Raw genomic sequence first — 26,196 nt, 5'->3', positions numbered from 1 at the left:
AGTGCGTATTTTAACCCGAAATATTGCGATTAGAGAAGAACAAAATTGGTTAGAAACCCTAAAAAATGCGATTTCTGATCCGAAAATCTTGCTAAAAACCTTAAATTTGTCTGTTGAAGATTTTGCCGAGGACATCGTCGCTCGTAAACTTTTTGCTATGCGAGTACCTTTACCTTTTGTTGAAAAAATGGAAAAAGGGAATCCTAAAGACCCACTTTTTTTACAGGTAATGACGGCTCAACAAGAATTTATTGAGGCCGAAGGTTTTAGCCAAGATCCTTTAGATGAGCAGCAAAAAAATGCCGTGCCTAATATTCTGCATAAATACCAAAATCGCTTGCTATTCATGGCAAAAGGGGGCTGTGCAGTCAATTGTCGTTATTGCTTTCGTCGTCATTTTCCTTATGATCAAAACCCAGGCAATAAAACGAGTTGGCAACAAGCAATAGACTATATTGCCGCACATCCTGAAATCGAAGAAGTGATTTTTTCGGGGGGCGATCCGATGATGGCGAAGGATAGTGAATGGGCGTGGCTATTAGAACGCCTTGAAAAGATACCGCACTTACAGCGTTTGCGTATTCACTCTCGTTTGCCGGTCGTGATTCCAGAACGCATTACGGATGAATTTTGTGATTTATTGCTAAAAAGCCCATTACAAACAGTGTTTGTGACGCATATCAATCATCCAAATGAAATTGATGAAGAACTCGCTTTGGCTATGCAAAAACTGGTAGGCGCTAAGGTCACGTTACTCAATCAATCAGTCCTTTTAAAGGATGTGAATGATAACCCACATACATTAAAAGTATTAAGCGATAAGTTGTTTCAAGCGGGCATTCTGCCTTATTACTTGCATTTGTTGGATAAAGTGCAAGGTGCGAGCCATTTCTATATTTCAGATGAGAAAGCGTTACAAATTTATAAAGAATTACAGGCGCTCACTTCTGGCTATTTAGTACCCAAATTAGCTCGAGAAATCGGTGGAGAGTCAAATAAGACTTTATACACAGCGTAAGATCCGATAAAATACGATCCAATTTTTCACCGCACTTTTTATGCGATCTTTAGTTTAGCAAATCGAGGTAATACCGTGGATAATAAAAATCAACCTAACGACAATTCATCGCAAAATGAATTAGATTTAGGATTTAATCACTCTGACTCTGTGACACCAAGAAAAACGATTCAACAAAGTGGCTCAATTTTTGATAAAGCCAAAGGTTTATTTGGTAAAAAACAACAAGCAGATACGCAATTTCATGTTCGTCGCGAGCCAACTTTTGGAGCAGCCACAAGCCAACCTTTTTCGCCATCTCAAACATTCCAAAGTGAAAATGTCGAACAAGTAGCTCAAGCAAGTGCTTTCAGCCCTCAGGAGCCTGTTGAAAATGTTCAAGTAGAAAACGTAGCGGAAGAAAAAGTGATTTTTGAAAATTCACCTACAGAAGAGGTTGTGGAAGACGTGACAACTCAAGCAGAAACCGTTGCACCAGCCGCTGCAGCAAGCTTGAAATCACCTGAAAAATGGAAGGTTTTACAAATGTTACCAGAAAAACATCGTCGTTTATTTATTGCGATTTTGGGTTTAGTGGTATTACTAATCATTTTCTTCACCTTAAAACCAAATTCAGATACGGTAGAGTCTTTTGAACAACAAAACAGCAATGAAATTCCGGTTCAATTCCAATCATTGGATCAGTCTCAACCGGTTGAAACCACAGTATTAGATAATAATAACAATGCAGCGCCGGCAACAACGGAACAAGCCGCAAATGAAGCTAAATCAGATGCACTTCCAGCCATGGAGTACGTAGGTGATAAAGCAGATGCTGCGAAATTACAACCTGCAGAGCCTGCACAACAAACTGTTGTTCAACAACCAGCAACTCAACCAGCTGTTGCTCCTGCACCAGTTAAAGAACCCGTGAAAACAGTACAACCAACTGTAGAAAAACATACCGCAACGATTGAGCATAAAGCAGAACCTCGTCGCGAACAGACACCTGTGGTTCAAGAGAAAAAACAACCTAAACCTGTAACTGAAAAAGTGACAGTTCAGCCGACTCAAACCGTGAAAAAAGAGTCAAGCAAAATTCAAGAAGCGAAACCGGTTGCAACTAAAGATAGTAAGGTTCAAATTGTGGATGCGAAATCAGCAACCCACAATGCGGTGAAAGCAACAGAACCAACAGTACAAACCGCTTCAACAGGTGCAACAAAAACATTAACGGTGCCGCAAGGTGTTTCATTGATGCAAGTATTCCGTGATAATAAATTGAATATTTCAGATGTGAATGCCATGACAAAAGCAAGCGGTGCAGGTAATGCATTAAGCAGTTTCAAACCTGGTGATAAAGTACAGGTATCTGTGAATAGTCAAGGTCGAGTGAGTGAGCTTCGTTTATCAAATGGCGGCAAGTTCATTCGTCAAGCCGATGGTTCATATCAATATAAAAAATAATTTTTAGTGGGCGAGTAATCGCCCATTTTTCTAGATGAGATTGTTTATCCTTGCTCATTTCGAAAAGTGAGCAATCATAAACAAACCTTGATGGAAATAGAATTCATGTTAAAAAAATTAAGCGTAATTTTGACCGCACTTTGCCTTTCCGCTTGTTCACAAAATGTTGAATTAAGCGACCCCGCACCACAGAAAATGAAAGTGCAAACCGTGGATAAAAAATCTCAAAAGGGTTCGGCGACGGTTTATTTGTGTAAAGGCAATAAAGAAGTGAGTGTGGTTCATACGAAGCAAAAACAGAAAAGTAAAAAAACACTCAGTCAGGTGACCGTTACTTTTAATGATGTAACCGAAAAATTGACTCGTGTGATTTCTGAACGTGGTAGAAATTATGCGAATATTCGTTGGTATTGGCAGGAGCGTGATGACTTCAGTCAATTACAAACTAGCGTAGGTGAAGTGCTCGCAGAACACTGTGTGAAACAACCAAGTGAATTAAAATCAGGCAAATAATTCTTGTATGGATCTCCAACGCGGCTTTGTGTTACATCGTCGTCCTTATAGTGAAACCAGCCTTTTGGTGGATTTATTCACTGAAGAAACAGGGCGTTTGACGGTTATTGCAAAAGGTGCACGTGCGAAACGTTCTGCATGGAAATCTGTCTTACAGCCTTTTACGCCATTACTTCTTCGTTGGTCAGGAAAAGGCGCATTAAAAACACTCACGAAAGCAGAGCCCGCAGCAATTACGTTGCCTTTGCAGCAAACGGCTTTATATAGCGGGTTTTATGTAAATGAGCTGATTACTCGAGTGATCGAGCCCGAAACGGCCAATCCACAACTTTTTCAGCATTATCTTCAATGCTTAACAGGCTTAGCCACTCAACCACAGGTTGAGCCCACATTGCGTCTATTTGAATTTCATTTACTTAAAATCTTAGGTTATGGCATTGATTTTCTGCATTGTGCAGGATCAGGTTTACCAGTAGATGAATCGATGACTTACCAATATCGTGCGGAAAAGGGTTTTATCGCCTCGTTAGTGAAAGATAACTTAACCTTTTATGGGCGAGATTTGCTTGCTTTTGACCGTTTGGAATTCACCGATGAATCCGTCTTGCTAGCAGCAAAGCGCTTTACTCGAATCGCGCTCAAACCTTATTTAGGCGATAAGCCGCTGAAAAGTCGAGAGTTATTTACGCAAAACGTGCTTTATTTAAAATAATCCTTTTCTTTGATACAAACAGATTAATACACCATCATGGCTTTACTTTACGCTCCACAAAAAAAACAGAAAACCACCCAAAAAGTTGTCGCTGAAATTCAGGATTTAGATTATCAAGGGTTAGGTGTCGCCAAAGTTCAAGGTAAAACCTGGTTCATTGAAAATGCTTTGCCAACGGAAAAAGTTGAAGCGGTAGTGACCGATGAAAAACGTCAATATGGTTTAGCCACTGCACAAAAGTGGCTACAAAAGAGTAGTCAGCGTGTTGAACCGCAATGCAGTTATTATGAACGTTGTGGTGGATGCCAAGGGCAGCATATCCCTGTAGAAATGCAGCGTAAAACCAAAGAAAACGCTCTTTTTTCTCGATTAAGTAAACTGCAAGCAGAACCCATACAATTAATGCCTATGATTTGTGGCGAACAATGGGGCTATCGTCGTCGTGTACGATTAAGTTTGCTGTGGAGTGCTAAAAATAAAACTGTTAAATTGGGATTTCGTCAGAAAAACTCCAATCAGTTAGTGAGTATTCAGCAATGCTTAGTCGCAGAGCCTGCGATTAATCATCTTATCCCCAAATTGAGCGTACTTTGGGCTCAATATTCAACCCCGAAACAATTAGGGCATATTGAATTAGTTTCAGCGGATAATGGCGTAGCCATGTTGTTACGCTATAAAGGAAATTTAGCCGAAACTGACCGCACTTTGTTGCTCGAGTTTGCACGCGTAAATGCTGTGAATTTATTCCTGCAAGATGATCAAAATATCCAACTTGTGCATGGTGAAATGCCTTATTATTCTCTGGACGATATTCGTTTATCTTTTGATATCCGCGATTTTATTCAAGTGAATACCCGCCTAAATCAGCAAATGGTTGAGACTGCTTTAGATTGGCTTGATTTGAATCAGAATGATCATGTCTTAGATTTATTCTGCGGCATGGGCAATTTCACATTGCCTTTAGCCAAACGCGTGAAAAGTGCGGTTGGAATTGAAGGTGTTTTGGATATGGTGAAAAAAGCCCAAGCGAATGCGCAGTTTAACCATCTTGAGAATGTTGAATTTTATCAAGCCGATTTAGACCAAGCTTTTTTAGAACAACTTTGGGCAAAACAACATTTCAATAAAATTCTTCTCGATCCGCCTCGCAGTGGCGCCGCTTTTGCACTGAATGCGTTATGTGAGCTGGGTGCAGAAAGCATTCTTTATGTATCTTGCAATCCCGCAACCTTAGTACGGGATGCTGAGATTCTTCGCGCTTTTGGCTACCGCATTATAAAAACCGCCATGATTGATATGTTCCCACATACCAGTCATTTGGAGTCGGTGACATTATTTATCAAATAAGGTGTAAATTCTGATAGAATAGTCAGACTTTTTTGTTGTCTTAAAAAGACAACTCGGCTGACAGGATGTTGCCGAGACATATTCATCAACAAGGGGGTATTATGGTTGCAGTTCGTGGTTCTCACTTATCAAATCCACATGATTTTGAGATCGAACAATGGTGTTCGAGCCTTAAACTTGCTGCCCCCGTAGAAAAGTCTCTGATTGATGCATGGTATTATGCCCAAGCCAAAATAGCTGAACATGCCGATCAAATGGAGAATGCAATCCTCACATTGCAATCCGGCGTGGAAATGGTGGAAATTCTGCATGAAATGAATATGGACAGCGAAAGCTTACTCACCGCTATGCTATTCCCCTTAGTAGCAAATAAAATTGTCGATTGGGAGCAAATTCAGGAACATTTTGGTCCTAAAATCACCAAACTGCTTAAAGGTGTGGAGGAGATGGATAATATCCGTCAGCTCAACGCCAGCCATTCTGCCAATGCGTCTCAAGTGGATAATGTACGCCGTATGCTCCTTGCGATGGTGGACGATTTCCGTTGCGTGATCATTAAACTTGCTGAACGTATTACGTTTCTTCGTAATGCGGAAAATCACTTTTGTGAAGAAGAAAAAGTATTGGCTGCCAAAGAATGTTCCAATATTTATGCCCCGTTGGCGAACCGTTTAGGTATCGGTCAATTGAAATGGGAGCTTGAAGATTACTGTTTCCGTTATTTGCATCCAGAACAATATCGAAATATCGCCAAATTATTGCATGAGCGTCGTTTAGATCGTGAACAGTATATTACTGATTTTGTGACAGAATTAACCGGTTATTTAAAAGAAAATATTGATCAGGTTGAGGTTTACGGTCGTCCAAAACACATCTATAGCATTTGGCGAAAAATGCAAAAGAAACATCTGGAATTCAGTGGTTTATATGATGTAAGAGCGGTCAGAATTATCGTGCAAAAATTGCAAGATTGTTATACCGCGCTTGGTATCGTACATACCCATTTCAAACACTTACCAAAAGAATTTGATGACTATGTCGCCAATCCAAAACCGAATGGCTATCAATCCATTCATACTGTGGTATTAGGCAAAGGCGGTAAGCCGATTGAAGTACAAATTCGTACCCAGCAAATGCATGATGATGCTGAACTTGGGGTTGCGGCGCACTGGAAATACAAAGAAGGGACGACCGGTAGCCTTTCTGCTTACGAAGAAAAAATCACTTGGTTGCGTAAATTACTTGCATGGCAAGATGATATTACGGATTCTGGCGAAGTGATGGCGGAATTGCGTAGCCAGGTCTTTGATGATCGAGTCTATGTGTTTACGCCAAAAGGTGAAGTGGTTGATTTACCGGCGGGTTCTACACCACTTGATTTTGCTTATGCGATCCACAGCGAAATTGGTCACCGTTGTATTGGGGCGAAAGTCGGGGGACGTATTGTGCCATTCACTTATCACCTGCAAATGGGTGAGCAAGTGGATATCATCACGCAGAAAAATCCGAATCCAAGCCGAGATTGGGTAAATCCTAATTTAGGGTTTACACATACGTCAAAAGCGCGTGCGAAAATTCAAGCGTGGTTCAAAAAACAAGATCGTGATAAAAACGTTCCTGCGGGTAAAGAGCTATTAGATAATGAGCTTGCGCGTTTGAATATCAGTTTAAAACAAGTAGAGCAGGTTGCATTACCTCGTTATAACTTAAAAAATCTCGAAGATTTATACGCTGGAATTGGTAGCGGGGATATTCGTTTAAATCAGTTGGTGAATTTCTTGCAAAGCCGATTGATTAAAGTGACGGCTGAAGAGGCGGATCAAGAAATTCTCCGTCATGTGGCGAGTAAAAGTGCGAATACCGCACAGCAAAAGGCGCAACAAAAAGCAGACCAACAGCAGAAAAAAGGCTATGTGATTGTTGAAGGTGTCGGTAATTTGCTGCATCATATGGCGCGTTGTTGCCAACCTATTCCAGGCGATGCAATCGCGGGCTACATTACTATGGGGCGTGGTATCTCAATTCATCGCTGCGATTGTGAGCAATTTATTGAATTACAAGCTGCACATCCTGAACGCGTGGTGGAAGCCCTTTGGGGGGATAATTACGCGGCAGGTTTCCATATTAATATTCGCATCGTGGCGAGTGATCGTAATGGTTTATTACGCGATATTACGACTGTGCTGGCGAATGAAAAAGTCAGTGTACTAGGTGTTTCAAGCCGTGCGGACACCAAAAAACAAGTGGCAACGATGGATATGGAAATTGAACTGAAAAATGTGGAAAGTTTAAGTAAAATACTGGCCAGATTAGCGAAGTTAGACGACGTTATCGAAGCAAAACGTTTATAGATTACAACATAGGAACTTTTATGTATAAAACCACGGGATTAACCCATTTAATTAACTCCACAAAATATTCCTTGCAAGGTTTAAAGAGTGCATTCAAAAATGAAACTGCATTTCGCCACGAATGTTTTCTTGCGTGCATTCTGATTCCGCTCGCATTTTGGCTCGGCGAGACTAAAATTGAGATCGCACTGATGATTTCATCGGTTTTACTTGTGATGGCAGTGGAACTGTTAAATAGTGCTGTTGAAGCGGTGGTGGATCGTATTGGCACAGAACGCCATGAACTTTCAGGGAGAGCCAAAGACCAAGGCTCAGCAGCGGTATTCATTGCTCTTTGCATCGTTGTCGTGGTTTGGGGAAGCATTTTATTTTTTTAAAGTGCGGTCAATTTTAAGTAAAAATTTCGGCTTATGTGTTTTACATAAGCCGTTTTTATATAATGTACACAAACATTTATATACCTCAGCGGTATTGGATATAAGTAGGTATTTATGACAGCAGTTTCGTCTTTCGGTGCATTAGTTGCGCTTATTGTGGCCATTTTTCTCATTTTGAAAAAAGTCTCGCCAGTCTATGGCATGTTGACGGGGGCTTTGATAGGCGGGCTAGTTGGTGGTGCAGATTTATCCGAAACAGTGAACTTAATGATCGGAGGGGCGCAAGGAATTACAACAGCCGTCATGCGAATTTTAGCGGCGGGTGTATTGGCAGGAGTGCTCATTGAATCGGGGGCGGCCAGCACGATTGCCGAAACTATTACACATAAACTTGGTGAAGCAAGAGCGTTATTGGCTTTAGCCTTAGCCACATTAATTTTAACCGCTGTTGGCGTGTTTATTGATGTGGCTGTTATTACGGTTTCCCCGATTGCGCTCGCGTTAGCTCGTCGCACCAATTTATCAAAATCAGCCGTTTTATTGGCGATGATTGGTGGGGGTAAAGCAGGAAACTTGATGTCGCCGAATCCCAATGCGATTGCTGCCGCAGATACCTTTCATCTGCCTTTAACATCGGTAATGGTGGCGGGGATTATCCCTGGGATCTTTGGATTAGTCTTAACCTACTTCTTAGCAAAACGTTTAAAAAACAAAGGCTCTTTTGTATCCGCACAAGAGAGCGTTGTCGTTGATACTCAACATTTACCCTCATTTTTGACCGCACTTGCTGCACCATTAGTGGCCATCTTATTACTGGCGCTGCGTCCATTGGCGGACATTAAAGTCGATCCTCTCATTGCATTACCTCTAGGTGGTTTAATTGGTGCGTTATGTATGGGAAAACTTCGCCACGCGAATAGCTATGCGATTAGTGGCTTAGGCAAAATGGCACCGGTGGCGATTATGTTGCTCGGTACGGGGGCTTTAGCGGGCATTATTGGTAACTCAGGTATGAAAGATGTGCTAATCGAAGGCTTAAAACATTCTGGTTTGCCTCCTTATATTCTCGCGCCAATTTCTGGTGTATTGATGTCTCTTGCGACGGCATCAACGACGGCAGGCACGGCAGTCGCATCCAATGTATTTAGCTCAACATTATTAGAACTGGGGGTAAGCAGCCTTGCGGCGGCTGCCATGATCCACGCAGGGGCGATCGTATTCGACAATATGCCACACGGTTCTTTCTTCCATGCGACTGGCGGCAGTGTGAATATGAATATGAAAGAACGCTTAAAACTGATTCCTTATGAAAGTGCGATCGGTTTGCTTATGACCGCCGTTTCTACGCTCATTTTCGGTGTGTTTTATTGATGTCAGGAGAGTGTATGAAAATTGTCATTGCGCCTGATTCATTTAAAGAAAGTTTAACCGCACTTGAAGTGGCTAATGCGATTGAAACGGGTTTTAAACGTATTTTCCCAAATGCTGAATATGTGAAATTACCAATGGCAGATGGGGGAGAGGGAACCGTACAATCTTTGGTAGATGCCACTCGGGGGCGCTTAATTGAGGCAGAAGTCACTGCACCGTTAGGCAACCAAGTAAAAAGCTTTTTCGGTTTATCGGGCGATGGTAAAACGGCGATTATTGAAATGGCTGCAGCATCGGGATTGCATCTTGTCCCGATGGATAAACGTAATCCTTGTCAAACCACCAGTTTTGGTACGGGTGAGCTGATTAAGCAAGCCCTAGATCTTGGCGTACAACATATCATTTTAGGGATTGGTGGGAGTGCCACAAATGACGGTGGTGCGGGTATGCTGCAAGCATTAGGCTTACGTTTATTGGATAAAAATGGGCAATTCATTGGCTTTGGTGGTGCAGCATTATCTAATCTTGCTGAAATTCAACAGGTTGATTTAGATCCTCGATTGCAACACGTACAAATCGAAGTGGCTTGTGATGTGAATAATCCACTTTGTGGTGAACGAGGTGCCTCTGCAATTTTTGGCCCTCAAAAAGGTGCGACGCCTGAGATGGTGAAGGAACTCGATACTGCGTTAGCCCATTTCGCCGAAATTGTCGAGCGGGATTGTGGTAAAAAAATTCAAGATCAACCTGGTGCGGGTGCGGCCGGTGGTATGGGTGGTGGTTTATTGCTCTTACCTAATGTGCAACTGAAAGCCGGTGTGCAGATCGTGTTAGATAATTTGAAACTCGCTGAGCAGGTTAAAGAGGCTGATTTAGTGATTACTGGTGAAGGCCGTATGGATGCACAAAGTATCTTAGGTAAGACCCCAATCGGTGTGGCGCGCACGGCGAAACAATTTAATAAGCCTGTCATTGCGATTGTAGGTTGTTTGCGTGAGGATTATGACGTGGTGTATGAACATGGCATTGATGTGGTGTTTCCAATTATTCGTAATCTGGGTGATTTACCGACAATTCTCAAACAGGGCGAGCAGAATTTAATCTCAACAGCTCAAAATGTGGCGAGATTGCTATCATTGAAATAACCTTTTCATACAAAAGTGCGGTCAAAATTAATGATAAATTTGACCGCACTTTTTGATCTTATCCCCTCGGATGAAATCGTTCATGAAGGTGTTTCAAGCGTTCTTTAGCCACATGAGTATAGATTTGCGTGGTGGAGAGATCGCTGTGTCCGAGAAGCATTTGCACAACACGGAGATCCGCACCGTGGTTCACTAAATGCGTCGCAAAGGCATGACGGAGAACATGTGGTGAAAGGGCATCCGTATCGATTCCCGCTAACACCGCATAATGCTTTATACGATGCCAAAAGGTTTGGCGAGTCATTTGCTGAGCTCGTTGACTTGGAAAAACCACATCTGAACTTTGTCCATTAAGCAAAATAGGACGACCGTAAAGCACAAATTGTCGCACCCAAAAAGCGGCTTCTTCCCCCATTGGTACAATACGTTCTTTATTACCTTTACCAATCACACGCACGACACCTTGTTGTAAATTCATATTCTCAATGGTGAGCGTGACCAATTCCGTGACACGTAATCCAGTGGCGTAAAGTAATTCCAACATGGCTTTATCGCGTAACTCGAGCGGAATTTCTACATCAGGCGTATTTAATAAATCCGAGACTTGTTGCTCGGTTAAATATTTAGGTAACCGGCTTGGCAATTTAGGTGAGCTCAGTACGGCACTTGGGTCATCCGTACGATACTTTTCACGATATAAATATTGGAATAATTTCCGCATCGCACTTAGCATTCGTGCGGTGCTAGTCGCTTTGTAACCTTGCTCTAAACGGCTGCCTAGAAATTGTTGTAGATCTAATGGTTCAAGGGTTTCGAGGGATAAATTTTGTTTATCCAACCAATCACAAAGTGCGGTCAAATCGAGACGATAAGACTGCACAGTGTTTTCAGACAATCCTTTTTCAATCCAATATTCATTTAAGAATAAATCGACTAGTGTAAGGTTATTCATGTTTACACTCTATGGGGTAAAAAGGCTTTTACACCACGTGGGGTGATAAATAAACCCATGAATGCAAAGGCGGCCATTAAGCTGAAAGCATAAACTGGCGAAATTGGATAAAGCACGCCAGAAAGTGCGGTGAAAATGGCAATGGCTGCACATCCCGCTAAAGCATTGTATAAACCTTGTAATTTCGCAATATGGTTTTGTGGTTGAGTCGTGATATAACGTACGGTCGCGTAATGCCCCGCAACATAAGTAAGGCTGTGAAAACATTGCAATAGAACGATTTCAACAAAGGTGTCGGCATAACCGAAAGCAAGCCAACGTACGATAGCAGCGATGCCTGTGAGATAGAAAAGGGCAGTAATGCTCCAATTTTTGAATAATCGGGTGGAGAAGAAAAAAACGACAATTTCTACTAATACGCTGATTCCCCAAAATAAGCCCGCATCGGAAACAGAATGACCGTGGCTTGTCCAGAAGATAGTGCTGTATGAGTAATAAGCCGCGTGCGATCCTTGAATGAGAGCTATCGCAATAAACAAACGAAGGGTGGTTTTATTTTTGAGTAAGCCTAAAAATCCAACAGAATTTTCGACCGCACTTTGAGGCTCATCTTGTGGCATTGGATTGGGATGAAGTAATTGCACAATGCTATAGAAAATAAGGATTCCTGTAATCATCCATGTGATGTATTGCTCACCAACCATCCCCGCTAAATACCCAAACACCATCACGCCGACAACAAATGCAAAGGAGCCAATCAAGCGTACTTTGCCGTAATCTAAATGAATTTGTTGTTGCCATGTACTCGCTAGGCTATCACCAATCGGCATCCCCGCCGCATTCACCATGGAATACAAGGCAAGTCCAATAAATAATAACCAGAAATTATGCGACATGAGCCCGATTAACGCCATGGTGACAGCGCTGGCAACAGCTAAGTAACGTAAGCCATTCACTAAAAGGGAAACGCGTTTTATCAAGCCAGAAAATAAAATACTGCCGCTAAAACGGAAAATATAACCACAGGCCAGCAATAAACCGATGCATTCTTCACTATAAGATTGCGTTTTCAACCACGCAGGGAAAAGGGGAAGAAACACACCGTAGGCACAATAGTAACCAAAAAAGCTCAGGGTGAGCCAGGTAAAAGGACGAACTTGCATTAGAATAATTTTTCCATTTCTTGTGAGCGTGCCACACAGGCCTGTATCGCTTGTTTAATGATGTCATTAAATTGGTGTTGATTGAACACATTTAATGCGGCTGCGGTGGTACCGCCCTTTGAGGTAACATTTTCTCGTAACGTGGAAAGCGTAGTCTGTGGGTTTTCAATCACCAGCTTCGCCGAGCCTAACATAGCTTGTTGTACGAGTTCACGAGATTGCTTTTCATCTAAGCCCGTTTCTATTAAGCCTTGTTGCATAGCCTCTAAAAATTGGAAGAAGTAAGCAGGGCTACTGCCAGATGCTGCGGTGACTGCATGCATTTGATCTTCATTCGTCACCCAAGTGGTTTTCCCTACAGCTGAAAGTAAATCTTCCGCAAAAGTGCGGTCAATTTCAGGCGTGTTTTTGTCCGCAAATAAGCCAGCCATGCCTTCACCCACTAATGCAGGCGTATTTGGCATCACGCGAACAATGGATTTTGCTGTTGGAATGAGTTCGGCTAATCGAGCAGTCGAAATACCCGCAGCAATAGAAATGATTAATTTATCAGAAAAATCAACCGCACTTAATGGCTTGCAGACATCAGCGAAGACTTGCGGTTTAACCGCAAATAAGACTACTTGAGATTGTGTGATGGATTGATCGTTATCCGTAGAAACCGCGACGCCATATTGAGCAAAAAAAGCACGTTTCTCTTCGTTCGGATCATTCACAATAATTTTATCGGCTGGATAACCTTGTTTTAATAGACCTAACACAATCGCTTGTGCCATATTGCCACCGCCGATGAAGGCAATTAATTTCTGTTGCATCATTTTTTCCCGTGAGTTTATGGGCTACAATGTCGCGTATTTTACCCTATTATGAAGGAAGTGTTACGATGTGGTTTAAAAATTTAATGTCATATAGGCTGACTAAGCCCTTAGATTGGGATCTTAATGAATTACAACGCCAGTTGTCAGATTGCGAATTTCATCCTTGTGGCTCACAAGATCAAAGTAAATTTGGTTGGACAAATCCGTTGAAAGATAGCGAATTATTACATTTTTTAGTGGGTAAACACATTTTGTTAGTTGCGAAAAAAGAAGAAAAAATGTTGCCGGCGAATGTGGTGAAACGTGAATTAGATGAACGCATTGAAAGTCTTGAGCAAAAAGAAAACCGCAAATTGAAGAAAACGGAAAAACAAACGTTAAAAGATGATGTGGTGATGAATTTATTACCACGTGCATTCACTAAAAATCAGCAAACTGCCGTATGGATTGATACGGAGAACAACCTTGTTCATGTCGATGCGGCATCCAGTAAACGTGCAGAAGATGCCTTGGCATTATTACGCAAATCCCTTGGTTCTTTACCGGTTGTGCCGTTGGCTTTTGCGAATGAACCTTCGACCATTTTAACGGATTGGATTTTGCAGGAAAAAATCCCGCATTGGTTGGTGGCATTAGAAGAGGCTGAATTGCGTGGAAGCCAAGAAGACAGCGTGATCCGTTGCAAAAAACAGCCTTTAGAAAATGAAGAGATTCTCGCGCTTTTACAAGATGGCAAAAAAGTGGTGAGTAAACTCGCATTGGAATGGGAAGACACACTGACTTTTGTGTTTAATGAAGATTGCACGCTCAAACGTTTAAAATTTGCCGATGCCGTGCGTGAGAAAAATGCGGATATTTTAAAAGAAGATTATGCGCAACGTTTTGATGCTGATTTTGTATTGATGACGGGGATTTTATCTAAACTGACAGAAAACTTACTCGATGAATTCGGTGGCGAGAAAGTCAGATTAGGCTAGTTTTAATCATGAAATAAAAAGGCGAATATCACGTTCGCCTTTTGTTTGTTTAAAAGTGCGGCCAAATTTCCGCACGTTTTTAATTAGTGTGTGCTCGTACTGGTTGTCGTACGGTTTGCACGTTTACGATCGTTTTCCGTTAAGAGTTTTTTACGGATACGGATCGACTCTGGTGTCACTTCCACTAACTCGTCATCATCGATAAACTCGATAGCTTGTTCAAGTGTAAATTTTACCGGTGTGGTTAATACGATGGCATCATCTTTACCCGATGCACGCATATTGGTGAGTTTTTTACCTTGCAAACAGTTTACCGTTAAGTCGTTTGTGCGGCTGTGAATACCGATGATTTGACCTTCGTAAACCTCTACGTTAGCTTCGATCATTAATTTACCACGCTCTTGTAAACCAAATAGCGCATAAGCTAATGCTTTACCTGTCGCGTTAGAAATTAACACACCATTTTTACGTTGGCCAATTTCACCTGGTTTGATGTCATCGTAGTGATCGAAACTAGAGTAAAGTAAACCAGTACCTGACGTCATTGTCATGAATTCACCACGGAAACCGATTAAGCCACGGCTAGGGATGATGTATTCTAAACGTACACGACCTTTGCCATCTGGCATCATGTCACGAACTTCACCTTTACGGATACCTAATGCTTCCATAACAGAACCTTGGTGCTGTTCTTCCACATCGATAGTTACTTGCTCATAAGGCTCTTGTTTTTTACCGTTGATTTCGCGATAGATTACTTTAGGGCGAGAGACCGCAAGCTCATAACCTTCACGACGCATATTTTCAATTAATACAGAAAGGTGTAGTTCACCACGACCAGAAACACGAAATTCATCTGGGTTTGGTGTTTCTTCTACGCGTAGTGCCACGTTGTGAACTAACTCTTTGTTTAAACGTTCAAGAATTTGACGAGAAGTCACATATTTACCTTCTTGACCTGCAAACGGAGAGGTGTTTACACAGAAGAACATGGTTACGGTTGGTTCATCAACGGTTAATGAAGGTAAGGCTTCAACCGCATTGATATCACAAAGGGTGTCAGAAATATTTAATTCACCTAAACCGGTAATCGCAATGATGTCACCTGCATAAGCGATATCTTCTTCATAACGTTGTAAACCAAGGTGGCCTAAGACTTGCCCTACACGACCTTGGCGAGTTTTGCCTTCACCATCAATAATCGTTACAGGTTGATTTGGTTTGATTGCACCACGTTTGATACGACCGATACCGATAACACCCACATAGCTGTTATAGTCTAATTGTGAGATTTGCATTTGGAATGGTGCATCAAGTTCTACTTTTGGCGGTTCAACGTGTTGAACGATCGCTTCAAATAACGGCGTCATATCTTCCGCTAATTCTTCGTGTTCGAGACCCGCAACACCATTTAATGCTGAAGCATAGATAATTGGGAAGTCTAATTGCTCATCGGTTGCACCAAGGTTAACGAATAAATCGAATACTTGATCCACAACCCAATCAGGACGTGCGCCTGGACGGTCAACTTTGTTGATAACCACAATTGGTTTTAAACCGTGAGCAAAGGCTTTTTGGGTCACGAAACGTGTTTGTGGCATTGGGCCATCAAAAGCATCTACCACTAAAAGTACAGAGTCTACCATAGAAAGTACACGTTCCACTTCACCACCGAAGTCGGCGTGTCCTGGGGTATCTACGATGTTAATGCGATAACCATTCCAGTTAATTGCGGTATTTTTTGCAAGAATGGTAATACCACGTTCTTTTTCAAGATCGTTTGAGTCCATTACGCGTTCATCAACATCACCACGAGTTGATTCAAATGTACCGGATTGTTGAAGGAGTTTGTCAACGAGGGTGGTTTTACCATGGTCAACGTGAGCGATAATTGCGATATTGCGCAATTTATTAATATCAATGTCGTTTTTCATTTATTACGTTCTTAAAGTTTAAGTTTTGTAGGGTGGAATTTTTATGCCACCGAATAGTCCAAGTAGTTTGAATTAGTGAGTAAACCCACTCTACGAGAATCTCGAAAGGGCAAAAATTATACACGATATTTCGCTGCTCTGCTATGCCATGGGATAAAATAAATCTTATGAAAAAGGCAAGCGATTGCGTTATAATGCTTTTTTAATTTTTATAAAGATTATATACATAGCAAAATAGAGGACTCCTTATGCCTAATGCAAATGCAATTGCCAACGTATTCAAACTGATCGAAGAGAACGATATTAAGTTTGTGCTACTTCGTTTCACCGACATTAAAGGTAAAGAACACGGTGTTTCCATCCCGGTTAGCCTTGTTGATGAAGATATGTTTGAAGATGGCAAAATGTTCGATGGCTCTTCTGTTGAAGGTTGGAAAACCATTAACAAAGCCGATATGCTTTTAATGCCAATTGCTGAAACTGCAGTAGTCGATCCATTTGCGCAGATCCCAACACTTTCAATTCGTTGTAGCGTTTATGAGCCAACAACCATGCAAAGCTATGATCGTGATCCGCGTTCAATTGCTATTCGTGCAGAAAACTATATGCGTTCAACCGGTATTGCTGATCAAGCATTCTTTGGTCCAGAGCCAGAGTTCTTCTTATTTGATGATGTGCGTTTTGATGTATCAATGAACCGCGCTTCTTTCGCCATTGATGATATTGAAGCCGCTTGGAACACCAACAAAAAATATGAAGGTGGTAACAATGCTTATCGTCCATTGAAAAAAGGTGGTTATTGTGCGGTGGCACCAATTGATACGGCACACGATATTCGTTCTGAAATGTGTTTAATTTTAGAAGAAATGGGCTTAGTCATCGAAGCTCATCACCATGAAGTGGCAACAGCTGGTCAAAACGAAATTGCAACGAAATTCAATAGCTTAACCTTAAAAGCAGATGAAACACAAATCTATAAATATGTGGTGCAAAACGTTGCCTTAGAACACGGTAAAACCGCTTGCTTTATGCCGAAACCAATTACGGGTGATAATGGTTCAGGTATGCACTGTAATATGTCATTAAGCAAAGAGGGCAAAAACATTTTCCAAGGTGATAAATATGCAGGCCTTTCTGAAACCGCACTTTATTATATCGGCGGTATCATTAAGCATGCAAAAGCATTAAATGCATTCACTAACCCAAGTACTAACTCATACAAACGTTTAGTGCCTGGTTTTGAAGCACCAGTATTGTTGGCTTACTCTGCAAGTAACCGTTCTGCGTCAATTCGTATTCCGGCAGTAACTAGTCCGAAAGCAATCCGTATTGAAGCGCGTTTCCCAGATCCGATGGCAAATCCATATCTGGCTTTCGCTGCATTATTAATGGCAGGTCTTGATGGTGTGGTGAACAAAATCCACCCAGGCGATGCAATGGATAAAAATCTTTATGATCTTCCACCGGAAGAATTAAAAGATATTCCAGCAGTCGCGAGCTCGCTAGAAGAAGCATTGAATTCATTAGAAAAAGACTATGAGTTCTTAACGCAAGGTGGTGTGTTTACGAAAGACTTTATCGAAGCATTTATTAATATTAAACGTAAAGAAGTAGAACGTTTAAATATGACACCACATCCTGTTGAGTTTGAGATGTATTATGCTTAATTAATATATAATCAATTGATTTTTATATAAAAGATATCACTTCTAAAGTGATATCTTTTTTTTATTTATATTAATAATTTATAGTGTTATTACAGTTGACCATCATTCATTAAGATTATTTTAATTCCCTTGTTAGGGTAGGGAAACTCAGGTAGAATGCAATAAATTTATAGTATGTTCAATTGACCTGAAAGGATTAATAATGAGTGATAGTCGTTATCAAAGAATAAATGAGTCGGATGAGATTGATTTGATTGAATTAATTAAAAATCTATGGAAGAAAAAGCTATGGATTATTTTATCTGCTTTCGTTTGTACTGCCATTGCGGCAGGCTATGCTTTTACAGCTAAAGAACAATGGACATCAACAGCAGTCATTGTGGCTCCTCGTTCTACTGAACTAGGTAAGCTATTATCCGTACGAGCGGAGTACGCACGAATTATAGGTGATAATGACTTTTCAACTGGAGGTTTATCAAATTCACTTTATGGGCAGTTTAAACATTTTCTTCTATCGAACGATTTAAAAAGAGAATTCTTGTCACAATCAAGTTTGATTAAGAATTACACTAAAGATATGACAGAAGAGCAGCGGGAAGATTACATTGAGAATGCAATTTCAAAGTATCTTGTTATCCATGAAGTAGATCCTAATAAAAAAGATTTGACAGCGTTAGATAAAATAGGCTTAAAAATTACTTTTTCTGCGGAAACTCCTAAATTAGCTCAAGCTGTATTATTGGATTACGTTAATTTTGTAAATCAGTTTGTTTTGAATCAGATTAATAAAGAATTTAAACTTGGATTTAATTTACGCCTAGATGCTTTGAAATTTACTAAAAATCAAATTGAAGAAAGTTTAACTGAAGCTAAGACTGTTCAAGTAGAGAATTTAGATAAGGCTTTGAATATTGCGAAGAAAGCAGGTATTAGAGATTTTTCGAAAGGTAATTCAAATAACCTTTCTGTTCCTGAATATATGTTAGGTGAGGGGCGTTTAAATATTTCTGATTCTAAATTAGCCGATGGTACTTACCTTTTTATGCTAGGAGAAAAATATTTGCAAGCGCAACTAGATATTGCAAAGAATACAGAAATTGTTTATCCAGTAGATTATTATAGTACAGAAAGACAGTTAACAAAATTAACAAAATTAGAGCCTAGTTTAGATAATATTGGAGAAGTAAAAAGTTATTATTATTTGAGTTCTCCAGACTATCCCGTTCAACGTGATTGGCCTAAGCGATTGATTTTACTTGTTGTAGGGTTCATTTTTGGCGTAGTACTTTCATCATTAATCATTTTAGGTAGAGAAGTATTTTCAAATAGGGCATAAATATGAAAGATATTAAAATTATTATTGCTACACACAAGCAACATTTTATGCCATCAGATGATATGTATCTGCCATTACATGTGGGCAAATCAGGGAAAGAGGAACTTGGTTACCAAGGTGATGATACTGGTGATAATATTTCAGCTAAAAATCCTAATTTTTGTGAGCTAACAGGGCTTTATTGGGCGTGGAAAAATTTACCTAATGATTATTTAGGTTTAATTCATTATCGTCGTTTTTTTAGCGTAAAAAGCCGTGCAGAGCGTAAAAAGAATCCTTTGGAAACACTCTATCTAACACACGAAGAAGCGAGCCAATTATTAAGCCAATATGATGTAATTGTACCAAGTAAACGAAATTATTACATTGAAACGCTTTATTCACATTATGCGAATACCTTACATGCCGAGCATTTAGATGTAACTCGTGAAATTATTACCGAAAAGTGCGGTGAGTTTTTAGGAAATTTTGATGCGGTAATGAAACAGCGTGGCGGCTATATGTTTAACATGTTCATTATGTCTAAAGAATTAGTGAATGATTATTGCAGTTGGCTATTTCCCATTTTATTTGAATTGGAAAAACGTATTCCTTCGGAACAATATTCAGTATTCCACGCTCGTTTTTATGGACGTGTAAGTGAATTGTTATTTAACGTTTGGTTAAAACAATATTCTCAATTTAAACCATTAAAAGTGAAGTCAATTCCATTTGTTTATGGCGAGAAAATTAATTGGTTGAAGAAAGGAACTGCATTTTTAATGGCTAAGTTCTTTGGTAAGAAATACGAAAAGAGTTTTTAATAATGAAAAAGCAACTTTCTTTAGATGAAATTAAAGAAGTCGAATTGCAGATTTTAATTGAGTTTCGCAGAATTTGTAATGAGCTTGGATTGAGATATTATCTTTCAGGTGGCACATTGCTGGGCGCTATTCGTCATAAAGGCTTTATTCCTTGGGATGATGATATTGATTTAGCAATGCCTCGCAGCGATTTTAATAAGTTGATTGAATTTAGTCGTAGTTATCAAAATGATACTTATAAATTCTTATTTTTTAGTCAGACTGGAACTTTATTGCCTTATGCTAAATTTGTGAATATTAAAACACACATTGATGCTAAGTATGCAGAAGATGAAATGCAGCAACATCTGTGGCTAGATATTATGCCAATGGATGGTTTACCTGAAGATCTAAATGAAGTTGCTAGAATTTATAAGAAGGCAGAATACTATCGAAAAATTATTGGTTTATGTAATGCTAAATTAGGTGAAGGAAAAAGTGCGGTCAAAAAATTAGCTAAATATGTGCTCAAACCTTTAGCTTTAATTTATGGTAAAGAGCGTGCGATAGCTAATTTAAATAAATTAGCGATGAAATATGATTATGATTCAGCTAAATATGTAGGGGCTATTACGTGGGGGCTTTATGGTGAGGCTGAAAAAATATTAAAAGCTGATATTGATAAAAGATATCAAGTTACTTTTGAGAATGAGCAATTTGATTCTTTTAGTTGTTGGGATTCTTATTTAACTGCTCTTTATAAAAACTATATGCAATTGCCTCCAGTTGAAAAACGCATTAATCACGAAATGATTGCTTGGGTTGAAAAATAATATGAAATTAAGTTTAATTTTTTGTTGTTACAATGTCTCTAAATACTTAGATGGTATTTATAAGTGGTTATGTGAGCAACCTTACCAAAATATAGAAGTTATTTTTGTCGAAGATTGTGCAACTGATGATACTAAGGAAAGGCTATTTTCGTTAGTACATGATCCTAGAATGAAAATTGTTGAAAATCCAAGGAATTTAGGTTTATCGGAAAGCCGTAATATAGGATTAAAACACGCTACTGGTGATTATGTTGGTTTTCCTGATCCAGATGACCAGTTTGATGCCAACTGGTTACTAGAAATTGCGGATATTGCTAAAAATAACAATATTAATGTAATTATTACGGGTATGAGAGAAGATTATGAAACTAATGATAAACTTGAGTTTTCAAGGGATATAATTAGCAAATTTTCAGGGGTTATTACTCGTAATAATATTTTTGAGGCTCTAGTTGATTTAGAACAAAGTTTTCTACTAGGTTACATGAATAATAAATTTTATAATCGAGAATTTTTGATTGAAAATAGATTTTCTTGCAAGTCATTGGCTCTAAAAGAGGATTTTGAATTTAATATTAATGTTTTTAGTAAGGTTGATTCATTATATATACTTAATAAACCCTATTATTTTTATAAGAAAAGAACGAATGGTAATACATTGACATCTAAATTTGTGCCAGAATATTTTGATATTCATATGGATACACTGTTGCAATTTAAATCTTTGTTAGAAGTTTACCAATCTAATTTATCTAAACAATCAGAAATACTCTTAGTTAATAGATTTGTTAGATATTTCTTATCTTCTATTGAGCGTAACACAAATAAATCTGCTGGTTTAACCTTTAATGATCAAAAAAAATGGATAGAATCTATATTTTCTAATTCGAAATATAATTATTTCTTAGAGAGACTAGATTTAATAACAGGAAAAATAAAGATAATTAAATGTATTTTTTCAGCTAGGTTTTCTTGGTTTCTTGTAATACTTGGTAATGCAATAAAATATCTGAAAGCGAATTTGCCTATTCTTTTTGCTAAGCTTAAATAGGAATTCTTAATGCTTAATTCTAATAAAAGCATATCTGGATATGTATTTCTGTTAGCCTACTTTCTATGGGTGTTTTTTATCCATATTTTAGGTGGGCAATATTTTACATTATTTGATACTAATTTATTACTGAAGTCATTTAATGCATGTGTAATGTTTTTATTGCTTGTTTATGTTGTAATAGGTTATTCATTTAATAAAGCTTCATTTTTAGATCTGTTAATTACTATCGTGTTTTTTATAGGTTATATGCATTTTAAAAAAGGTGTATTAATTTATCTTTTTATTATGCTATGCCGTAATATTCCATTTTCGAAAGTAATTAAAACATTCTTATTAGCAACATTTGCAGGGATGTTATTTATTTTCTTTACATATCTTTTTAATCTTTATCCTGAAAGTTATTTAAATCTATTTCGTGAAGATGGCACATATCGTTATTTATTAGGCTATCGGTTTCCAACTTTTTTACCGAATTACTATTTTCATTTGGTGTTATGTTGGTTTTTTGTAAGAAAAGAAAAAGTTACCTTTCTGGAGTTATTAGTAATTTTGTTATTGAATTATCCTATTTATGTATTTACAGATACGAAAGCATCATTTGGATTAGTCATTCTTTCTTGTATTGCAATGTTATTTGTTAAATATTTAAAAATTAATTACTCTACGCTGATGTTTGGTAAGTTATATAAATTATTTACAAAATATAGTTTTATTATTTTTGCCGCAATAGCTATATATTTTCAATATACATATAATCCAGAACTTGAGTGGATGGGCAAGTTAAATACTATGTTTAGTGGACGTTTAGCGTTAGGGCATTGGGGGTTCGAATTATATGGTATTCAGCCTTTTGGCAGTTTTGTTGAGTTTACAACAATGTTAGAGGCTACCGAAACAAATAAGTTCTTTTATATTGATTCTGCTTATGTTCAGTTATTATTGGTTTATGGAGCAATTATTTTTGCTTTAGTGTGTATAGGTTATACAAGAATTGGAATAAGAGTTGTTAAGCATAATGATAAATATTTTGGTTTGGTGTTAATTCTTTTATTTGCACATTCGATTACTGATCCTCAATTACTGTCTCCTGAATTTAATCCATTCTTACTTTGCTTGGGGTATTATGGGTTAAATAAATATAGGGAGAATATATTTAGATAAATAATGAAAATTCACTCAGTTAAATTTAACTTTGCAATGAATATGTTATTAACGGTTTCAAACTTTTTATTTCCGTTAATTACGTTTCCTTATGTTTCTAGGGTGCTAAGCCCTATTGGAACAGGGAAAGTTGCATTTGCTTATTCTATTGTTTCTTACTTTAGTATTTTTGCGGCTTTTGGTGTAGCTAATTATGGCATTAGAGCTTGTGCACAAGTAAGGGATGATAAAGAAAAATTATCAAAAATAGTGCAAGAAATATTACTCATTAATATGGTATTGATGAGTTTTGTCTATATTGTCTATTTTTTAGGTATCGTTTTTATTCCTGAATTAAAGGCGGAGAAAACACTTTTTTTAATTTCGGGTTTAAATATTCTATTCACAATTGTGGGGGTGGAGTGGCTATATAAAGGAATTGAGCAGTATTTTTATATTACTATTCGTTCCATTATTTTTAAATTAATTGCTTTTTTACTTGTTTTCACGTGTGTTAAAACTGAAAATGATTATAGTGCTTATGCATTTATCATTATTTTTGCGACAGTTGGTTCTGGTGTCGTAAATTTATATAATTTGCGGAAAATAATAACAATTAAATATTTCTCAAATTATGACTTTAAACGCCATCTTAAGCCAATGATGACTTTTTTTATTACTACGATTGCAGTCGCTTTTTATGTAAATGTAAGTGTGGCATTGCTTGGTTTTATACAAGGGAATGAAGAAGTTGGTTATTATAATGCAGCATATCGCATAAAAGATGTGATGGTGAGTATTGTTACTTCGTTAGGTGCCGTTTTATTACCAAGATTAAGTTATTATATTGAAAATAATATGTGGGATAAGTTTAATGATATTTTATCAAAATCAACACAATTTATTTTTATCTTATCGCTTCCTTTGGTTGTCTTTTGTATTTTATTTGCAAAACCATCAGTTTTGATTTTGGCTGGTTCTGCGTATTCAGGTTCGATTGTTCCGCTGCAAGTATTAGCGTTAATTATTTTTATTGTGGGATTATCTAATTTAACAGGGATTCAGATGCTTATTCCACTGAAGAAGGAAAAATATCTATGCTATTCCGTGGTAATTGCTGCTGTAATCAATATGCTGCTTAATTTAATCTTAATTCCAGAATACGGAGCAATCGGTGCGGCAGTTTCTGTAATGATCTCTGAGGCGAGTATTTTAATCTACCAGATTTATATATTAAGAGCTTATTCTCAAGTGCTATTTGGTGGCGTCAGTTATATGCGGATCATTATGGCATTAGTCTTGGCTATTAGTGTATCAATATGGTTGAATATAAAACTGAATTATAATGAAATTATTGTGTTTTTAGTAAGCGCGAGCCTGTTTTTTATTTGTTATTTCGGTGTTTTGCTACTGTCTAAAGAGCCTTTTATTTTAACTATTCTAAATCAAATTAGATCAAAATTAACTAAGAATTAGGAGATGGATATGAATTCGGCAGTGATTTTTGCAGGCGGAACAGGTTCTCGTATGAATTCTAAAGTATTGCCAAAGCAGTTTTTAAAAATTTATGGTAAGCCAGTGATTATTCATACCCTAGAAGTGTTTGAAAATTGCGATGAAATTGATGAAATCGTTGTAGTGATTTTGCAGGGGTGGGAGCGATATTTGCAATGTTTATTAGAACAATATCGTATTACTAAAGTTAAGAAAGTGGTTACAGGCGGTGAAACTGGGCAACAATCTATTTATAACGGATTAAAGGAAATTAGTGATGGTATTGTATTGATCCATGATGGTGTTCGCCCATTTATTTCTAGTCAGCTTATCAAAGAAAATATTGAAACGGCAAGGGTTAATAAAATTGCTATTACATGTGTAAAAGCAAAAGAAACATTAGTTTCAGTTGAAGATAATAAAATTAACGGCGTACTTAAACGTGATGTTTCTTATATGGCACGAGCACCGCAAACTTTTGATGTATCTTTATTAAAATTAGCGCACAAAAAAGCGATCGCAGACAATAATTTTTCTTTTGTTGATTCTTGTGCAATTGTAAAACATTATTTCCCTGAATCGGATTTTAATGTTGTGGAATGTGGTTCTGAAAATATTAAGATCACAACGCAAGAGGACTTTTATTTAGCTAAAGCTATGTTTTCTTTAGAAGAAGATGAGCAACTTTATGGCTTTAGACGTGGTGATGAGAAAAGATAATGAAAGATTTAGTTTTAAAAGAAGATTTAGAATTTATTTTAGATAAGGTTTTCAAAGAAGGAAAATTTAATCGTTCAACAGTATTGGTCACTGGTGCGACAGGTCTAGTGGGCTCCTTAATCGTAAAAAGCATGCTGTATGCTAACCAGATATTAAATGCTCAGATTACAGTTTTAGCTAGTGTCCGAAATTTAGAAAAAGCAACAGATACTTTTGCTGATTTTTCAAATGAAAGTTTAATATTTGTGACAGACAGTTTGTTATCTCCCTTGTATTTTGACCAAGCTATTGATTTTATTGTACATACTGCAAGTATTACTGCTTCAAAAGAAATGGTAGAAAATCCAACAGGTGTACTATTAACAGCATTTGAAAGTACAAAGAATTTACTGGAATATGTGAAAGCACATCCAAGTTGTAAAATGCTTTATATTTCTTCAATGGAATATTATGGTCAGGTTACGGATGATTATACTAATGTTACTGAAGATAAATTAGGTTATGTTGATCTTAGTAAACCACGTAGTTGCTACCCCGAAAGTAAGCGAGTTTGCGAGGCACTATGCAATGCTTATGTAGTACAATATAATCTGAATGTGTGCAGTGCAAGGCTGGCTCAAACATTTGGAGCAGGTGTACCTTTTTCCGATAATCGTGTATTTGCACAATTTGCTAAAAGTGCACTCAATAAAACAGATATTATTTTACATACTATGGGGCAATCTGAAGGTAATTATTGTTATACGGCAGATGCAGTGTATGGTATTTTTGTTCTTTTGCAAAAAGGCGAGAAAGGGCAAAGTTATAATGTTGCTCGCAACCATAGCACTATTTTAAATATGGCAAAAATGGTTGCAGATAAAATTAGTAACAATCAAATAAAAGTGGAAGTTCATATTCCTGAAAATTTAGGTAGTTTAGGATATGCTCCAGATGTGAAATTAAAATTAAATTCAGATAAGCTTAAAGCATTAGGTTGGCAACCTGAAATGGATCTTGAGAATATGTTTAAACGAATGATTAGAAGTTGGGAACTACAGGAATAA

General features: G+C 38.0%; 23 protein-coding genes. 19 read left to right on the top strand and 4 right to left on the bottom strand.

Annotation, left to right across the window (positions count from 1 at the left end; genetic code table 11):
• Position 1: 1 nt before the first annotated feature.
• The 9 genes from epmB (at position 2) to DPV95_RS04980 (ending at position 10,280) form a co-directional block, all read left to right on the top strand.
• A complete protein-coding gene (gene epmB, locus DPV95_RS05020) occupies positions 2-1,018 on the top strand; it encodes an EF-P beta-lysylation protein EpmB (protein WP_049367355.1) in 1,017 nt (338 codons plus the stop codon).
• A gap of 75 nt (positions 1,019-1,093) precedes the next feature.
• A complete protein-coding gene (gene oapA / locus DPV95_RS05015) occupies positions 1,094-2,464 on the top strand; it encodes an opacity-associated protein OapA (RefSeq protein WP_111406770.1) in 1,371 nt (456 codons plus the stop codon).
• A 105-nt stretch (positions 2,465-2,569) separates the two neighbouring features.
• A complete protein-coding gene (locus DPV95_RS05010; protein ID WP_032822526.1) occupies positions 2,570-2,977 on the top strand; it encodes an MliC family protein in 408 nt (135 codons plus the stop codon).
• Between the two features lie 7 nt (positions 2,978-2,984).
• A complete protein-coding gene (recO, locus tag DPV95_RS05005; protein ID WP_005695263.1) occupies positions 2,985-3,689 on the top strand; it encodes a DNA repair protein RecO in 705 nt (234 codons plus the stop codon).
• A gap of 36 nt (positions 3,690-3,725) precedes the next feature.
• Positions 3,726-5,036, top strand: coding sequence for a 23S rRNA (uracil(1939)-C(5))-methyltransferase RlmD (rlmD, locus tag DPV95_RS05000; protein ID WP_111406769.1), 1,311 nt, complete (start codon positions 3,726-3,728; stop codon positions 5,034-5,036).
• A gap of 101 nt (positions 5,037-5,137) precedes the next feature.
• Positions 5,138-7,387: a GTP diphosphokinase gene (gene relA, locus DPV95_RS04995; protein ID WP_111406768.1), complete on the top strand. Its 2,250-nt coding sequence runs from the start codon at positions 5,138-5,140 to the stop codon at positions 7,385-7,387.
• Between the two features lie 20 nt (positions 7,388-7,407).
• Positions 7,408-7,764, top strand: coding sequence for a diacylglycerol kinase (locus DPV95_RS04990; RefSeq protein ID WP_049367292.1), 357 nt, complete (start codon positions 7,408-7,410; stop codon positions 7,762-7,764).
• A 114-nt stretch (positions 7,765-7,878) separates the two neighbouring features.
• Positions 7,879-9,135, top strand: coding sequence for a GntP family permease (locus DPV95_RS04985; RefSeq protein ID WP_049367293.1), 1,257 nt, complete (start codon positions 7,879-7,881; stop codon positions 9,133-9,135).
• Between the two features lie 14 nt (positions 9,136-9,149).
• On the top strand, positions 9,150-10,280 hold the full coding sequence (locus tag DPV95_RS04980; RefSeq protein ID WP_111406767.1) for a glycerate kinase: 1,131 nt from the start codon (positions 9,150-9,152) through the stop codon (positions 10,278-10,280).
• A 58-nt stretch (positions 10,281-10,338) separates the two neighbouring features.
• Here the strand turns inward: DPV95_RS04980 and xerD are convergent, their stop codons facing one another.
• The 3 genes from xerD to proC are packed head-to-tail and all read right to left on the bottom strand — an operon-like array spanning position 10,339 to position 13,210.
• Positions 10,339-11,232, bottom strand: coding sequence for a site-specific tyrosine recombinase XerD (gene xerD / locus DPV95_RS04975; protein WP_111406766.1), 894 nt, complete (start codon positions 11,230-11,232; stop codon positions 10,339-10,341).
• A gap of 2 nt (positions 11,233-11,234) precedes the next feature.
• Positions 11,235-12,395 (bottom strand): 3-phenylpropionate MFS transporter, encoded by a 1,161-nt coding sequence (locus tag DPV95_RS04970; protein ID WP_111406765.1) that lies wholly within the window; start codon positions 12,393-12,395, stop codon positions 11,235-11,237.
• Positions 12,395-13,210: a pyrroline-5-carboxylate reductase gene (gene proC, locus DPV95_RS04965; protein ID WP_111406764.1), complete on the bottom strand. Its 816-nt coding sequence runs from the start codon at positions 13,208-13,210 to the stop codon at positions 12,395-12,397. Before proC ends, DPV95_RS04970 begins: the two co-directional genes overlap by 1 nt.
• A 68-nt stretch (positions 13,211-13,278) precedes the next feature.
• Here proC and rdgC point away from each other — a divergent pair, with 68 nt between their 5' ends.
• Positions 13,279-14,190 (top strand): recombination-associated protein RdgC, encoded by a 912-nt coding sequence (gene rdgC, locus DPV95_RS04960; RefSeq protein ID WP_111406763.1) that lies wholly within the window; start codon positions 13,279-13,281, stop codon positions 14,188-14,190.
• Positions 14,191-14,273: 83 nt separating this feature from the next.
• Here the strand turns inward: rdgC and typA are convergent, their stop codons facing one another.
• A complete protein-coding gene (gene typA / locus DPV95_RS04955; RefSeq protein ID WP_049369816.1) occupies positions 14,274-16,124 on the bottom strand; it encodes a translational GTPase TypA in 1,851 nt (616 codons plus the stop codon).
• Positions 16,125-16,372: 248 nt separating this feature from the next.
• Between typA and glnA the strand changes: the two genes are divergently transcribed.
• From glnA to DPV95_RS04910, 9 genes are all read left to right on the top strand, one after another.
• Positions 16,373-17,791 (top strand): glutamate--ammonia ligase, encoded by a 1,419-nt coding sequence (gene glnA, locus DPV95_RS04950; RefSeq protein WP_111406762.1) that lies wholly within the window; start codon positions 16,373-16,375, stop codon positions 17,789-17,791.
• 202 nt (positions 17,792-17,993) lie between these two features.
• Positions 17,994-19,127: an LPS O-antigen chain length determinant protein WzzB gene (locus DPV95_RS04945; protein WP_111406761.1), complete on the top strand. Its 1,134-nt coding sequence runs from the start codon at positions 17,994-17,996 to the stop codon at positions 19,125-19,127.
• Between the two features lie 2 nt (positions 19,128-19,129).
• Positions 19,130-19,930 (top strand): DUF4422 domain-containing protein, encoded by an 801-nt coding sequence (locus DPV95_RS04940; RefSeq protein WP_207974262.1) that lies wholly within the window; start codon positions 19,130-19,132, stop codon positions 19,928-19,930.
• Between the two features lie 2 nt (positions 19,931-19,932).
• Entirely contained in the window at positions 19,933-20,742 is an 810-nt protein-coding gene (locus DPV95_RS04935) for a LicD family protein (RefSeq protein ID WP_111406759.1), read from the top strand.
• A 1-nt stretch (position 20,743) separates the two neighbouring features.
• Positions 20,744-21,793: a glycosyltransferase family 2 protein gene (locus DPV95_RS04930; protein ID WP_111406758.1), complete on the top strand. Its 1,050-nt coding sequence runs from the start codon at positions 20,744-20,746 to the stop codon at positions 21,791-21,793.
• A 9-nt stretch (positions 21,794-21,802) separates the two neighbouring features.
• Positions 21,803-22,957, top strand: coding sequence for a hypothetical protein (locus tag DPV95_RS04925; RefSeq protein ID WP_111406757.1), 1,155 nt, complete (start codon positions 21,803-21,805; stop codon positions 22,955-22,957).
• 3 nt (positions 22,958-22,960) lie between these two features.
• Entirely contained in the window at positions 22,961-24,412 is a 1,452-nt protein-coding gene (locus tag DPV95_RS04920; RefSeq protein WP_111406756.1) for a flippase, read from the top strand.
• Between the two features lie 9 nt (positions 24,413-24,421).
• The gene (locus DPV95_RS04915; RefSeq protein WP_111406755.1) at positions 24,422-25,150 is read left to right on the top strand and encodes an IspD/TarI family cytidylyltransferase; all 729 of its coding nucleotides are present in this window, start codon (positions 24,422-24,424) and stop codon (positions 25,148-25,150) included.
• Positions 25,150-26,196, top strand: a complete 1,047-nt coding sequence (locus DPV95_RS04910) for an NAD-dependent epimerase/dehydratase family protein (RefSeq protein ID WP_111406754.1) — start codon at positions 25,150-25,152, stop codon at positions 26,194-26,196. Before DPV95_RS04915 ends, DPV95_RS04910 begins: the two co-directional genes overlap by 1 nt.

This window comes from Haemophilus parainfluenzae (genome assembly GCF_003252755.1).
GTDB classification, from domain to species: Bacteria; Pseudomonadota; Gammaproteobacteria; order Enterobacterales; family Pasteurellaceae; genus Haemophilus_D; species Haemophilus_D parainfluenzae_N.
Note: the sequence above shows the minus strand (reverse complement) of the source record. Positions and strands in the feature narration are given on the sequence as shown.

Coding starts and splice junctions, on each gene's coding strand:
- DPV95_RS04980 (WP_111406767.1), top strand. CDS start 9,150: ATGAAAATTGTCATTGCGCCTGATTCATTTAAAGAAAGTTTAACCGCA.
- DPV95_RS04990 (WP_049367292.1), top strand. CDS start 7,408: ATGTATAAAACCACGGGATTAACCCATTTAATTAACTCCACAAAATAT.
- DPV95_RS04920 (WP_111406756.1), top strand. CDS start 22,961: ATGAAAATTCACTCAGTTAAATTTAACTTTGCAATGAATATGTTATTA.
- DPV95_RS04910 (WP_111406754.1), top strand. CDS start 25,150: ATGAAAGATTTAGTTTTAAAAGAAGATTTAGAATTTATTTTAGATAAG.
- proC (WP_111406764.1), bottom strand. CDS start 13,210: ATGCAACAGAAATTAATTGCCTTCATCGGCGGTGGCAATATGGCACAA.
- xerD (WP_111406766.1), bottom strand. CDS start 11,232: ATGAATAACCTTACACTAGTCGATTTATTCTTAAATGAATATTGGATT.
- DPV95_RS04945 (WP_111406761.1), top strand. CDS start 17,994: ATGAGTGATAGTCGTTATCAAAGAATAAATGAGTCGGATGAGATTGAT.
- DPV95_RS04985 (WP_049367293.1), top strand. CDS start 7,879: ATGACAGCAGTTTCGTCTTTCGGTGCATTAGTTGCGCTTATTGTGGCC.
- rlmD (WP_111406769.1), top strand. CDS start 3,726: ATGGCTTTACTTTACGCTCCACAAAAAAAACAGAAAACCACCCAAAAA.
- DPV95_RS05010 (WP_032822526.1), top strand. CDS start 2,570: ATGTTAAAAAAATTAAGCGTAATTTTGACCGCACTTTGCCTTTCCGCT.
- typA (WP_049369816.1), bottom strand. CDS start 16,124: ATGAAAAACGACATTGATATTAATAAATTGCGCAATATCGCAATTATC.
- DPV95_RS04970 (WP_111406765.1), bottom strand. CDS start 12,395: ATGCAAGTTCGTCCTTTTACCTGGCTCACCCTGAGCTTTTTTGGTTAC.
- DPV95_RS04925 (WP_111406757.1), top strand. CDS start 21,803: ATGCTTAATTCTAATAAAAGCATATCTGGATATGTATTTCTGTTAGCC.
- rdgC (WP_111406763.1), top strand. CDS start 13,279: ATGTGGTTTAAAAATTTAATGTCATATAGGCTGACTAAGCCCTTAGAT.
- DPV95_RS04935 (WP_111406759.1), top strand. CDS start 19,933: ATGAAAAAGCAACTTTCTTTAGATGAAATTAAAGAAGTCGAATTGCAG.
- DPV95_RS04915 (WP_111406755.1), top strand. CDS start 24,422: ATGAATTCGGCAGTGATTTTTGCAGGCGGAACAGGTTCTCGTATGAAT.
- recO (WP_005695263.1), top strand. CDS start 2,985: ATGGATCTCCAACGCGGCTTTGTGTTACATCGTCGTCCTTATAGTGAA.
- DPV95_RS04930 (WP_111406758.1), top strand. CDS start 20,744: ATGAAATTAAGTTTAATTTTTTGTTGTTACAATGTCTCTAAATACTTA.
- relA (WP_111406768.1), top strand. CDS start 5,138: ATGGTTGCAGTTCGTGGTTCTCACTTATCAAATCCACATGATTTTGAG.
- glnA (WP_111406762.1), top strand. CDS start 16,373: ATGCCTAATGCAAATGCAATTGCCAACGTATTCAAACTGATCGAAGAG.
- DPV95_RS04940 (WP_207974262.1), top strand. CDS start 19,130: ATGAAAGATATTAAAATTATTATTGCTACACACAAGCAACATTTTATG.